Source organism: Streptomyces sp. NPDC001002, assembly GCF_053599215.1.
On record NZ_JBSFLV010000036.1, the window covers coordinates 68643 to 81451 of the forward strand.

The following is a 12809-nucleotide window of genomic DNA, read 5'->3' on the forward strand; positions in this document are numbered from 1 at the left end:
GGGTACGGAGATACGTGCTGCCGGGTGTGCTGTCAGGCGGTCTCGCGGACCGCACGGGCGAGGACCGTGAGGCCCTCGTCGAGTTCCTCGGGGGTGATGGTCAGCGCCGGGAGCAGTTTCACGACCTCGCTCTGCGGGCCCGACGTCTCGATGAGCAGGCCGAGTTCGAAGGCGCGCCGTGCGATCCGCTCGGCCCGCGCCGGCTCGGTGAACTCCATGCCCCACACGAGCCCGCGGCCGCGGTACTCCTTGACGTCGGCGCGGTTCTCCTCGGCGATGGCGGCGAAGGCCTGCTCGACCTGCTCGCCGCGCGCCCGGGTCTGCTTCTCCATCGCGGACCCGTCCGCCCAGTACGCCTCAAGCGTGGCGGTGGCCGTGACGAACGCGGGGTTGTTGCCGCGGAAGGTGCCGTTGTGCTCGCCCGGCTCCCAGATGTCCAGCTCGGGCTTGAACAGGCAGAGCGACATGGGCAGTCCGTAGCCGCTGATCGACTTGGACACGGTGACGATGTCGGGCGTGATGCCGGCCTCCTCGAACGAGAAGAACGCGCCGGTGCGCCCGCAGCCCATCTGGATGTCGTCGACGATGAGCAGCATGTCCTGCCGCTCGCACAACTCGGCGAGCGCGCGCAGCCATTCGGGCCGCGCCACGTTGATGCCGCCCTCGCCCTGCACGGTCTCGACGATCACGGCCGCGGGCTTGTTGAGGCCGGAGCCCTGGTCCTCCAGGAGCCGCTCGAACCACAGGAAGTCCGGGACCGTGCCCTCGAAGTAGTTGTCGAAGGGCATCGGCGTGCCGTGCACCAGCGGTATCCCGGCGCCGGCCCGCTTGAAGGCGTTGCCGGTCACGGCGAGCGAGCCCAGCGACATGCCGTGGAAGGCGTTGGTGAACGACACGATCGCCTCGCGGCCCTTCACCTTCCGGGCCAACTTCAGCGCGGACTCGACGGCGTTGGTACCGGTCGGGCCCGGGAACATGACCTTGTACGGCAGATCACGGGGCCGCAGCACCAGATCCTGGAAGGTCTGCAGGAAGGCGCGCTTGGCGGTGGTCGACATGTCGAGACCGTGCGTGACGCCGTCCCGCTCCAGATAGTCGATCAACGCCCGTTTCAGTACAGGGTTGTTGTGGCCGTAGTTCAGCGAGCCGGCGCCGGCGAAGAAGTCCAGGTACTCGTGGCCGTCCTCGTCGTACATACGGCTGCCCTGCGCGCGGTCGAAGACGGTGGGCCAGCCGCGGCAGTAGCTGCGCACCTCGGACTCGAGGGTCTCGAAGACGCTGAGGTCGGGCTGGGTGATGGTCACGACGAATCGCTCCTCGGTGCGTGGGGGGTCAGGCAGAGGGGGTAGGACAGAAGGAAGTCAGGCGGCAGAGGTCGGGGAGAGGGGACCGATGCGGTAGAGGACCTCGGGGTCGTGCGGCCCGTCGGGGAACAGGCCGGTGTCGAACAGCACCTCGCGCTCCAGGCGGGCGCCGTGCCGTTCGGCGAACGCGGTGAACAGCCGCTCGGAGGCGGTGTTGCCCGGGGTGATGGTGGTCTCCACGGTGGTGATCCGCTGCTCGGCGCCGATCCGTGCGACCAGCCCGTCGAGCAGCGTGCCCGCGAGCCCGCGCCCGCGGTACGCCTCGTCCACCGCCACCTGCCAGACGAGCAGGGTGCCGGGGAGGTCGGGCCGGACATACCCGGTGACGAACCCGACCGGGTCCCCGCTCTCGTCGCGCGCTACCGCGGAGGTCGCGGCGAAGTCACGGCACCACAGCAGATAGCTGTAGGACGAGTTCAGGTCGAGCGCCTTCGACTCCTTCGCGATCCGCCACAGCGCGGCGCCGTCCGTCACCGACGGACGGTCGATTCGCAGTTCGGCTTGCAGTTCCGCTTGTCCCGCAGTCATGGGAATTGAATTTACCGAGGGAAATTTGAAATTGCATCGCCGTAAGGGGTTACGGGCAGAGGGTCCCTGTGTTATCGCGCGGGCGTGAGTGATCGCGCGAAAGCTGGTCGAAAGATACCGATTTGCCCGTCACAAACGCCCCAAAACGAACATGATGTGTAACGCGTCACAACCGTACAACCCCCGCGTAACCCACGCGAAATCTTTGCGTTTAGCTCGAAAGAAAGCGGGCAGGAGAAAATGGGAAGCTGCGCTCGGTAATTCGGGAAGTGAATTCGGAAATTCCCCTGGAATTAGACTCCGGTAACCCTGTCGAGGTGCACGTCCAGGCCCAGTTCCCGCATCGCGGAGCCGAGCGCCGTGAGGCTCGCCCGCACGGCCTCCGGCGTCGCGTCCACGCCGTAGTGGTTGACGCGGATCATCTCCTTGGCCAGCGCTCCGCCGCCCGCGGCCAGCGGCAGCGCCGGGTCGCTCGCCAGGGCCCGGGCGACCAGGTCCGACGCGTCCACCCCGGCCGGCGTCCGCAGCGTCGTGGCGACCGGCGCCGCGTCCCGGGCCTCGTACACGTAGGGCTCAAGACCTCCGCCCAGCGCGAGCGCGCCCGCTCGCGTCGCCGCCGCGGCCGACGCGTGGCGGGCCATGATCGTCGAGAGCCCCACCGCCTCGATCCGCTCGACGCACGCCTCAAGCGCGAGCATCTCCAGCTGCGCCGGAGCGTGCAGCAGCGCCTTGCGGCCGCCGTCGATCCAGCGCTCCTTCCAGTCCAGGAGCGAGAGGTAGGAGCGGCGCGGCGCCCCCGGGTTGGCCGCCATCCGCGCCCACGCCCGCTCGCTCACCGACACCGCCGACACACCCGCCGGGCCGCCCATCGCCTTCTGCGCGCCGATCACGCACAGGTCCACGCCCCACGCGTCCGGCAGCACCGGCTCGGCGCCGATAGAGGCGACGGCGTCGAGATAGAAGAGTGCGCCCTGCTCCCGTACGACCTCGCCGATCTCCGCGACCGGGTTGGTGTTGCCGGTCGCGGCCTCCGCGTGCACCAGGGAGACGAAGTCGATCGAGGGGTGCGCGGCGAAGGACTCGCGGATCTGCTCGGCCGTGACCGCCGTGTGGAAGGGCACCGCCAGATCAATCACCGTCGCCCCGCAGTCCCGCAGCCAGTCCCCGAAGGTCTGCCCGTAGGGGCCGGTGATGACGTTCAGCGCGGTCGTCCCGGGACCGGCGGTGGAGCGGATCGCGCCCTCCAAGGGCAGCAGCGCCTCGCCCTGGGTGATCACGACGTCCTGCCGGGTGTCGAGCAGCCGGGCCACCCGGTCCTCGATCGAGGCGAAGCGCGCGGCGGTCAGCGGAGGCAGGTCGAGGAAGGGGTGGGTCACGGCGGTGCTCTCTTCACTCACGGGCGGTACGCGCGGGCGGTACTCACGGGTCGTCGGCTCGATCGAGGGTAGCTTCCTCCCGTGTCACTCCCATCACTTGCGACTTCCTAGGCCAGACGGCTCTCAAGCCATCGGAATGGTTTGAGAGACCCAAACATCTCCTTATAATCAGAACCCCCACTTCCCCCACTGGAGGTCTCCGTGAACACCGTCCTCGGTCGCCGGGCCCGCGTCCTGGCCGCCACCACCGCGACGGCCGGGCTGGTCCTCGTGGCCGGCTGTACCTCCACCGACAGCGGCAGCAGTTCGAAGACGGCGGGCGGTGTCCCGCTCGTCAAGTCCGGGCAGCTCACCACCTGCACGCATCTGCCCTACCCGCCCTTCCAGTCGGAGATCGACGGCAAGGTGCAGGGCTTCGACGTCTCGCTGATCGACCTGGTGGCGAAGGACCTCGGGGTGAAGCAGGAGATCCTCGACACGCCCTTCGAGAACTTCAAGACCGGCGCCTTCCTCAACTCCGGCGAGTGCGACCTGGCCGCGGCCGGCATGACCATCACGGCCGAGCGCAAGAAGAACGTGGACTTCTCCGACCCGTATTTCGACGCAACCCAGGCCGTCCTCGTCGACAAGAACAGCGGCATCGCCTCCTTCGCCGACCTCAAGGGCCAGAAGGTCGGCGCCCAGGCACAGACCACCGGCGAGGACTACGTCAAGGGCAAGGGCCTGGACCCGGTCTCCTTCGAGTCCTCCGACGCCGTCCTCAACGGCCTGCGCACCGGCCAGGTCAAGGCCGTCGTCATCGACTACCCGGTCGTCCAGGGCTGGCTGAAGGACAAGGCCAACGCGGCCGCCTTCAAGGTCGCCGACAACATCAACACCGGTGAGGAGTACGGCTTCACGGTGAAGAAGGGCAACACCAAGCTGCTCGCCGCGATCAACAAGGCACTCACCGAGGCGAAGTCGGACGGCACGTACAAGAAGCTGTACGAGCAGTGGATCGGCCCCTACGACGAATCGGCCGCCTCGCCCGCCGCGTCCGCCTCCGCTTCATGACCGGCGTCGACACCCAACTCCAGCCCCGCAAAAAGGGCCTGACCCGGAGTCAGAAGCGCAGTCTGTCGCGCGGTGCGCAGTACGTCCTCTTCGTCGCCGCCGTGATCGCCTTCGCGGTCTCGGCGGACTGGGGGCGGCTGAAGAACCAGTTCGCGCAGTGGGACATCGCCAAGCAGATGTTCCCGGACGTCATCACGCTCGCGCTGAAGAACACCGTCCTGTACACACTGTCCGGCTTCGTCGTCGGACTGGCGCTCGGCATGCTGATCGCGCTGATGCGGCTGTCGTCCGTGGGCCCCTACCGCTGGGTCGCCGGCGTCTACATCGAGATCTTCCGCGGTCTGCCCGCCCTGCTGATCTTCATCTTCATCGGGGTCGCCGTCCCGCTGGCCTTCCCCGGCACGGAGATCGTCGGCGGCACCTACGGCAAGGTGGCCCTCGCGCTCGGCCTGGTCGCCGCGGCCTACATGGCGGAGACCATCCGGGCGGGCATCCAGGCGGTGCCCAAGGGGCAGCTGGAGGCGGCCCGTTCGCTGGGCTTCTCGCCGGCCCGCGCGATGATCTCGATCGTCATCCCGCAGGCCTTCCGCATCATCCTGCCGCCGCTGACCAACGAGTTGGTGCTCCTCTTCAAGGACTCCTCCCTCGTGCTGTTCCTCGGCGTCACCCTGGAGGAGCGCGAACTGTCCAAGTACGGCCGGGACCTGGCCAGCCAGACCGCCAACTCGACGCCGATCCTGGTGGCGGGCCTGTGCTATCTGCTGGTGACCATCCCGCTCGGCTTCGTCGTGCGCCGCATGGAGGCGAAGGCCCAGGAGGCCGTGAAATGACCGAGGCGAAAGCTCATGGGGCCGGTCCTGAGACCTCCGGTCCGGAGATCGAAGTACGCGGCCTGCACAAGTCGTTCGGCGACAACGAGGTCCTCAAGGGCATCGACCTGGAGATCTGGCGCGGCGAGGTCGTCTGTGTCATCGGCCCGTCCGGCTCCGGCAAGTCGACGCTGCTGCGCTGCGTGAACCTGCTCGAAGAGCCCACCAAGGGCCAGGTGTTCGTCGGCGGCACGGAACTCACCGACCCGGACGTGGACATCGATGCCGTACGCCGTCGTATCGGCATGGTCTTCCAGCAGTTCAACCTCTTCCCGCACCTCACGGTGACCGAGAACCTCACGCTGCCGCAGCGGCGGGTGCTGCGGCGGAGCAAGGCCGAGGCGGCGAAGGTGGCCGCCGAGAACCTGGAGCGGGTGGGGCTCACGGAGAAGGCGGACGCCTACCCCGCCTCCCTCTCCGGCGGGCAGCAGCAGCGGGTCGCGATCGCGCGCTCGCTGTCGATGGGCCCCGAGGTGATGCTCTTCGACGAGCCGACGTCCGCGCTGGACCCGGAACTCGTCGGAGACGTCCTCGCCGTCATGCGCATGCTCGCGCGCGAGGGCATGACCATGATGGTCGTCACCCACGAGATGACCTTCGCGCAAGAGGTCGCCGACCGGGCGGTCTTCATGGACGGCGGCGTCATCGTCGAGGACGGCCCACCCGCCCAGGTGATCGGCGACCCGAGCCACGAACGGACCCGCCACTTCCTGTCCCGCCTCCTCAACCCCGCGCTGGCGGAGGTCGAGGAGGACATCGACTAGCGCGGACCGGCGCGTGTTCCGAGAGGGGCGGCGTCCTATCGTGCAGTCATGAGCGAACGCGCGATGCTGCACGTGAAGGGCCGGATCCTCGTCGGACCCGACGAGGTCCGGGACGAACTGTGGGTCGTCGACGGGCGGGTCTCCTACGACCGTCCCGTCGGCGTCGGCTCCGACGACGTCCGTACGGTCGAGGGCTGGACCCTGCCCGGGCTCGTCGACGCCCACTGCCATGTCGGCCTCGGCGCGCACGGGCCCGTCCCGGAGGACATCGCCGAGAAGCAGGCGCTGACCGACCGCGAGGCGGGCACGCTGCTGCTGCGGGACGCGGGCTCGCCCTCCGACACCCGGTGGATCGACGACCGCGAAGACCTCCCGAAGATCATCCGGGCGGGCTGGCACATCGCCCGCACCCGCCGCTACATCCGTGGCTACGCGCACGAGATCGAGCCGGCGGACCTGGTCGAGTACGTCGGCCGGGAAGCCGTCCGCGGTGACGGCTGGGTGAAGCTGGTCGGGGACTGGATCGACCGCGATCTCGGTGATCTGGCGCCCAGTTGGCCGCGGGACGCCGTCGAGGCGGCCATCGCCGAGGCCCACCGGCTCGGCGCCCGCGTCACCGCGCACTGCTTCGCCGAGAACTCCCTCCAGGACCTGGTCGAGGCCGGCATCGACTGCATCGAGCACGCGACGGGCCTCACCGACGACCTGATCCCGCTCTTCGCCGAGCGGGGCGTCGCGATCGTCCCGACCCTGGTCAACATCGCCACGTTCCCGCAGCTCGCGGACGGCGGCGAGGACAAGTTCCCCCGCTGGTCGGCCCATATGCGCCGGCTCCACGAACGCCGCTACGACACCGTCCGCAACGCCTACGACGCAGGCATCCCCGTGTACGTCGGCACGGACGCGGGCGGCACGCTCCCGCACGGCCTCGCGGCGGCGGAGGTGGCCGAGCTGGTCACCGCCGGGATCCCGCCCCTTCAGGCCCTGTCGGCGACGGCCTGGGCGGCCCGGTCGTGGCTCGGGCGACCCGGCCTCGACGAGGGGGCACCGGCCGACCTCGTGGTGTACGAGACCGATCCGCGGGCCGACGTACGGGTGCTGGCCGCGCCGCGCCGGGTGGTGGTGAACGGGCGGGTCGTCGGCTGACGCGGGCCGTGGGTTGACGAGATGCGCGCCCTCCCGCGCGCCGGTACGTCAACCCCGTATTCGGACAGAAGGCGGTACGGCGGGGGAGGAGTGGAACGCCTGTGCCGCGGGATTCGAAAACCTTCACGGGGAACCCACGTTGGGGTGAACTGGCGCTGGATTGACCCAAGTTCACTCGTCGTGCGTAATTCTTTCCGGGTCCCAAGCACGTCTCCTCTGGGGGTCCCCACCTTGAACGGCAACAGCTTCCGCCTGCCCGCACGCCGTCTCGCCACCGTCGCGACGGTCACGGCCCTGGCCGCGGGTCCAGCGGTCCTGGGCGCGGCGGGCTCCGCGCACGCGACCTCCGACCAGGGGCGCGCGAGCGCCGTCGTCCTGCGCACCGGGCTCGACGTGGCGCTGCTCAACAAGACCGTGAACGTCCCGCTCGCGGTCTCCCTGAACCAGGTCGAGGCGCCCGCGAGCGCCGAAAAGACCGCCCTGAGCGTCAAGTTGGACGGCGTCGACGGCGGAAAGCCCTTCAGCGTCCTGGCCGCGGACGTGGCGTCGGCGAAGTCCACCGTCACCGCCACCAAGGCCGAGGGCCGCACCGAACTCGCCCACGCCAGACTGCACGTCCCCGGTCTGCCCCTGCTGTCCCTGATCGAGATCGGGCAGGTCAGTTCCAGGGCGACCTGTGAGGCCGGGAAGACCCCGACCGCCGAGGCGAACCTGCTCGGCTCGGTCACTGTCCTCGGCAAGAAGATCACGGTGACCGCCGGCGGCCCGACCGACGTCAAGGTCCCCGGCATCGGCGAGGTCCGTCTCGACCTCTCCAAGACGGAGACGACCTCGCGCACGGCGGCGGCCACGGCCCTGCAACTCAAGGTCTCCATCAACCCGTTGAAGCTCAACGTCGCCGAGGTCGAGGGCACCCTGACCCTCGCCGAGTCCACCTGCGAGGCCCCGCCCGCCTCCACGAAGCCGAGCCCGAAGCCGGCCGACGTCAAGCCGCAGGGCGCCCCGGTCGAGGAGGCGGGCCTCGCCGAGACCGGCGGCAGCTCGATGACGCCGTACATCGCGGGCGGCGCGATCGTGCTGCTCGTGGCCGGCGGCGGAGCGGTGGTGCTGGCGCGGCGCCGGGGCTGACCGGCTCAGCTCTCCGGGGCGCCGAACACGTACACCATGTAGGTGTTCGCGGCCTTGGAGAGAGCGGACTCCTGAAGGTAGGTGGCCGTCGTGCCGGAGCGCAGGAGCGGACTGTCGATCGGCGCCCCGGCCTTGGCGAACGCCTTGTCCACCAGGGGTGTCGTCCGCTCCAGCCAAGTGGCCGCGGCCGCCGGGTCGTTGCCCGGGAAGTCGAGGCCGGCGCAGGCCCGCAGGAACCGCGCGTACCCCGGGGCGTCGGCCGTCGCCGTGCAGGACATCGACCGGAGGTCGCCTGCCAGGTCCCACACGGCGGCGACACCGAGCCGGCTGTCCTTCGTCGGCAGCGCGGCCGCCGCCAGCACGGCGATGACGTATTGGCGGCGGCCGGTGGGGTGGCGCACGCGGGCTCCGTCGGGAATGGGAGGAAGGTTCGGCGCAGGGTCGGACGCCGTCACCCGGCACTCACGCTCAGTACGGGCACCTGGCGCTCGCACTCTGTCCGCGGGATTCCGCCGACATCACTTCGCCAGCGTCACCGCCTGGTCGAGCGCCTGCAGGAACCGGTTCACGGTCGCCCGGTCCCGCACCGCGATCCGCAGCCACTCGTCGCCGAGGCCCGGGAACGTGTCCCCGCGCCGGACCGCGAAGCCGAGGTTGCGCAGATGGCGGCGGACCACGTCGGCCCGGGGCAGCCGGACGAGGACGAAGGGGCCCTCTGCGGACTCGACGACCCGTAGACCGTCGGAGTCGAACTCGCTGAGCCCGGCGACGAGATGGGCCCGGTCCGCCGCGATGCGGTGGGCCGCATGGGCCGCCTCCGCCAGGGCCCGCGGGGCGACACAGGCCTCGGCGGCTGCCAGCGCCGGTGTGGACACCGGCCACAGCGGCTGGGCGCGCTCCAGTTCCGCGATCGTCTCCGGAGCGGCGAGGACGTAGCCGATGCGCAGCCCGGCCAGACCCCAGGTCTTGGTCAGACTGCGCAGGACGACCAGGCCGGGCACGTCGGTGCGCCCAGCCAGCGCCTCCCGCTCGCCAGGCACCGCGTCCATGAACGCCTCGTCGACGACCAACGTCCGCCCGGGGCGGGCGAGTTGAGCCAGCGCCTGGGCCGGGTGCAGGACCGACGTCGGGTTCGTCGGGTTGCCGACGAGGACCAGGTCCGCCTCCTCGGGGACCGTCGCCGGATCCAGCCGGAAGTCGTCCTCGGCGCGCAACAGCACCCGGTCGACGGTGTGCCCCGCGTCCCGCAGCGCCGCCTCCGGCTCCGTGAACTGCGGGTGCACGACGACCGGTTGACGGACCTTCAGGGCGCGCGCCAGCAGCACGAACGCCTCGGCCGCACCCGCCGTCAGCAGCACCCGCTCCACCGGCAGCCCGTGCCGCGCGGCCACCGCCGCCCGCGCGGCCCGCCCGTCCGGATACGCGGCGAGCGAGCCCAGCGACGCGGCGATCCGCTCCCGCAGCCACACCGGGGGCGTGTCGGCGCGGACGTTCACCGCCAGGTCGACGAGTGCCGCACCGCCGTCGCGGACCTCGGCGTCACCGTGATGGCGCAGATCGTGTGCACCGTCAATGCGCATGGGCGTGTCCGTCGTGGTGGTGCCCGTGGTGGTGATGGCCGTCGTCGTCCGGGTGGAAGTGCGGCTGCTGCGGCAGCCCCACCTTGTCCTCGAACCCCGGCAGCGCGATCCGGTACACACACGAGTCGCAGTTCATCCGCAGATCCCCTTCGACGGCCTCCCGGTACCGCTCCATCACCAGGTCGAGCAGCTCCGGCTCGGGCCCGATGACCTCCGCGGACCGCACCTCGACCTCCGGGTGCGCGGCCGCCCACCCCTCGGTCTGCTGCTTCACCCGCTCCGGCAGGATCCCGGTGAACAGGAAGTACGGGAGTACGACGATCCGCCGCGCACCCAGCCGGACACACCTGTCCAGGCCGCTCGGCACATCCGGCGCCGCGAGCGACACGAACGCCGTCTCCACACCCGCGTACCCACGCCCCTCCCACAGCAGCCGCGCCGCCTTCAGCACCTCGGCGTTGGCATCCGGGTCGGTGGAGCCGCGGCCGACCAGCAGCACGGTCACGTCGGCCCGGTCGTACGGCGTACGCGCGGACTCGCCGAGCACCTCGTCGAGCCGCCGCTCCAGGACCGCCAGCAGCGACGGATGCGGGCCCAGCGGACGCCCGTAGGTGTACGAGATCCCCGGGTGCCGCTCCTTCTCGCGGGACAGCGCCGCCGGGATGTCCCCCTTGGCATGCCCGGCGGACACCAGCATCAGCGGAACGGCCGCGAACCGACGTACGCCCCGCTCCACCAGCTCGGTGACCGCCTCGCCCAGCGGCGGCGCGGACAGTTCGATGAAGCCGCCCGCGACGGGCAGTTCGGGGTGACGGCGGCCCAACTCCCGGACGAAGTCGCGGAACGCCTCGGCTCCGGCCTGGTCCCGGGTGCCGTGGCCGGCGATGAGCAGGGCGGGCGGGGTGGTCACGATTTCTCCTCGGAGGACGGAACGGAAGACGAGACAGAAGCTGAAGTGGGTCGCGAAGTGGGGTGATACAGCAGGGCGTTGAGCGCGGCGGCTGCCACCGCCGAGCCGCCCTTCTCGGACACGTTGCTCACGGCGGGCAGCCCGCTCGCGCGCAACGCGGCCTTGGACTCGGCCGCGCCGACGAAGCCGACGGGCAGGCCGATGACGAGCGCGGGGGAGACGTCCAGGGTCAGCAACTCCTCCAGGGCGGTGGGCGCGTTGCCGATCACCCACAGCGCGCCGGGCCCGACCTCCTCGTACGCGAGCCGGATCGCGTGGGCCGAACGCGTCAGCCCCTGACCGGACTCGGCGTCCTTGAGCCGGCAGACGGTCTTCCGCCGGGTGATCCCGGCCGCGACCATCTCCACGTCCACGACGACGGGCGCCCCGGCGTGCAACGCGGCATGCGCGGTCGCCAACTCGCCCTCGTCCAGGACGAGATCGGTCGCGTAGTCCAGGTCCGCCGCAGAGTGGATGACCCGCTCCACGACCGCGCGGCTCAGCGGCGGGAAGTGCGAGGTGTCGAGGCGGGCGCGCAGCCGACGGTAGGACTCCACCTCGATCGGATGAACCACCCGGTCCACACCGTTCACATGGTCCATACGGTTCACTGGGCGCCCTCCTGCCAGCGGTAGCCGCGCGGGGTCACCATGCGCCCGGCGATCTCACGGGTCGCCGTGTTGCCCACGGTCACGACCGTCATCATGTCGACCGTCGACGGATCCAGCGAGAGCAGGGTCGTGACCCGGCTGGATTCGTCCGGCCGCGACGCGTTGCGTACGACCCCGACCGGCGTCGTCGGCTCCCGGTGCTCGGCGAGGATCGCAAGCGCCTTGGGCAACTGCCAGTCCCGGCCCCGGCTGCGCGGGTTGTAGAACGTCACGACGATGTCCGCCTCGGCCGCCGCCCGCACCCGCCGCTCGATGATCTCCCACGGCGTGTGCAGATCGGACAGGCTGATGGAGACGTGGTCGTGGCCGAGCGGCGCCCCGAGGATCGCCGAGGCGGCCAACGCGGCGGTCACGCCCGGGACTCCGACCACCTCGATGTCGTCGGACGCCTCCGCGAGCGCGGGCGAGGCCATCGCGTACACCCCGGCGTCACCGCTGCCGATCAGCGCGACCGCCTGCCCCTTGCGCGCCTCGGCGACGGCGGTACGGGCCCGCTCCTCCTCGGCGCCGAGCCCCGACTCCAGGACCCGGGTGCCGGGCCGCAGCAGATCGCGGATCTGGTCGACGTACTGGTCGAGCCCCACGAGCACGGAGGCGCGCCGCAGTTCGGCCTTGGCGCGCGGGGTGAGCAGGTCGCGGGCGCCGGGCCCGAGCCCGACCACCGCGAGCCGGCCACGCACGGGCCGCCGTACGACGGCACAGGTCGCCATCGCCGCTTGCCCGTCGGCACGCTCCGACTTCCGCTTGGGGACCAGGAGTTCACCTCCGCCCACGAGCGCGGCGGCCTCCGCGACGGACGGCGTGCCCACGGCCGCGAGGGGCGCGGCGGACGGGTTGGGCACGTCGACGGTCGCCAACTCCTCGGCGGAGTACGTCACCAGGGGCACGCCCAGGTGCCGGGCCGCTTCGACGATGCCGGGCTCGTCGGACTTGGCGTCGACGGTGGCGAGTTCGGCGATGTTGGCGAGGGACAGCCCCGCCTCCCGCAGGGCGTCCGAGAGCAACCCGAGCACCTCGTCCACGGGTGCGCCCTTGGATGCGCCGACGCCGACGACGAGGGACGGCGGCCGCAGCACGACCTCCCGCTCAGCAGGCTCGACGGCGCGATCGGTGACGCGGATGACGTACGCGCCGCCCTGGTCCGACACCGGAAGCGGCGGCAACGGCCACGCCAACTCGGCGTCCAGGGTCACGGGTTCGCCGTCCAGCAGCGCCCGCGTGACCCCGGCGATGTCGCCCTCCATCGGGAACCCGAGCGTGTCGAGCCCCGGAACACCCACCGCGTCCGTCGCTGTCGTCACCACCGGCTCGGCGCCCAGCAACTCACCCACCTCGCGGGCGAGTTCGTTCGCCCCGCCGCCGTGTCCGCCGACCAGCGACA

The 12809-nt window shown here is 70.9% G+C and carries 13 protein-coding genes; 5 read left to right on the plus strand and 8 right to left on the minus strand.

Annotation, left to right across the window (positions count from 1 at the left end; all coding sequences use genetic code 11):
* Positions 1-32: 32 nt before the first annotated feature.
* The 3 genes from ectB to ACWDR3_RS18575 form a co-directional block, all read right to left on the minus strand.
* The gene (gene ectB, locus ACWDR3_RS18565) at positions 33-1304 is read right to left on the minus strand and encodes a diaminobutyrate--2-oxoglutarate transaminase (protein WP_450353564.1); all 1272 of its coding nucleotides are present in this window, start codon (positions 1302-1304) and stop codon (positions 33-35) included.
* 57 nt (positions 1305-1361) lie between these two features.
* Positions 1362-1892 carry a diaminobutyrate acetyltransferase gene (ectA, locus tag ACWDR3_RS18570; RefSeq protein WP_450353565.1) on the minus strand — a complete coding sequence of 177 codons (531 nt, stop codon included), beginning with the start codon at positions 1890-1892 and terminating at the stop codon, positions 1362-1364.
* Positions 1893-2185: 293 nt separating this feature from the next.
* A complete protein-coding gene (locus ACWDR3_RS18575) occupies positions 2186-3268 on the minus strand; it encodes a pyridoxal-phosphate-dependent aminotransferase family protein (RefSeq protein ID WP_450353575.1) in 1083 nt (360 codons plus the stop codon).
* A gap of 201 nt (positions 3269-3469) precedes the next feature.
* Between ACWDR3_RS18575 and ACWDR3_RS18580 the strand changes: the two genes are divergently transcribed.
* From ACWDR3_RS18580 to ACWDR3_RS18600, 5 genes are all read left to right on the plus strand, one after another.
* On the plus strand, positions 3470-4321 hold the full coding sequence (locus ACWDR3_RS18580) for a transporter substrate-binding domain-containing protein (protein WP_450353566.1): 852 nt from the start codon (positions 3470-3472) through the stop codon (positions 4319-4321).
* Complete coding sequence (locus tag ACWDR3_RS18585) at positions 4318-5151, plus strand: amino acid ABC transporter permease (protein ID WP_450353567.1); 834 nt, start codon at positions 4318-4320, stop codon at positions 5149-5151. Before ACWDR3_RS18580 ends, ACWDR3_RS18585 begins: the two co-directional genes overlap by 4 nt.
* Positions 5148-5954 carry an amino acid ABC transporter ATP-binding protein gene (locus tag ACWDR3_RS18590; protein ID WP_450353568.1) on the plus strand — a complete coding sequence of 269 codons (807 nt, stop codon included), beginning with the start codon at positions 5148-5150 and terminating at the stop codon, positions 5952-5954. The genes ACWDR3_RS18585 and ACWDR3_RS18590 overlap by 4 nt, the downstream gene beginning before the upstream one ends.
* Before the next feature lie 48 nt (positions 5955-6002).
* Positions 6003-7100: an amidohydrolase family protein gene (locus ACWDR3_RS18595; protein WP_450353569.1), complete on the plus strand. Its 1098-nt coding sequence runs from the start codon at positions 6003-6005 to the stop codon at positions 7098-7100.
* Positions 7101-7331: 231 nt separating this feature from the next.
* The gene (locus ACWDR3_RS18600) at positions 7332-8228 is read left to right on the plus strand and encodes an SCO1860 family LAETG-anchored protein (protein WP_450353570.1); all 897 of its coding nucleotides are present in this window, start codon (positions 7332-7334) and stop codon (positions 8226-8228) included.
* A gap of 5 nt (positions 8229-8233) precedes the next feature.
* Here ACWDR3_RS18600 and ACWDR3_RS18605 read toward each other — a convergent pair whose 3' ends face one another.
* The 5 genes from ACWDR3_RS18605 to cobJ all read right to left on the minus strand — a co-directional run.
* Positions 8234-8629: a hypothetical protein gene (locus ACWDR3_RS18605; protein WP_450353571.1), complete on the minus strand. Its 396-nt coding sequence runs from the start codon at positions 8627-8629 to the stop codon at positions 8234-8236.
* A gap of 117 nt (positions 8630-8746) precedes the next feature.
* Positions 8747-9808: an Rv2231c family pyridoxal phosphate-dependent protein CobC gene (cobC, locus tag ACWDR3_RS18610; protein WP_450353572.1), complete on the minus strand. Its 1062-nt coding sequence runs from the start codon at positions 9806-9808 to the stop codon at positions 8747-8749.
* Positions 9798-10721 carry a sirohydrochlorin chelatase gene (locus tag ACWDR3_RS18615; protein ID WP_450353576.1) on the minus strand — a complete coding sequence of 308 codons (924 nt, stop codon included), beginning with the start codon at positions 10719-10721 and terminating at the stop codon, positions 9798-9800. The genes cobC and ACWDR3_RS18615 overlap by 11 nt, the downstream gene beginning before the upstream one ends.
* The gene (locus ACWDR3_RS18620) at positions 10715-11341 is read right to left on the minus strand and encodes a precorrin-8X methylmutase (protein WP_450353577.1); all 627 of its coding nucleotides are present in this window, start codon (positions 11339-11341) and stop codon (positions 10715-10717) included. The genes ACWDR3_RS18615 and ACWDR3_RS18620 overlap by 7 nt, the downstream gene beginning before the upstream one ends.
* A gap of 23 nt (positions 11342-11364) precedes the next feature.
* Positions 11365-12809, minus strand: a 1445-nt coding sequence (cobJ, locus tag ACWDR3_RS18625) for a precorrin-3B C(17)-methyltransferase (protein ID WP_450353573.1), incomplete at its 5' end; no start/stop codon positions are given.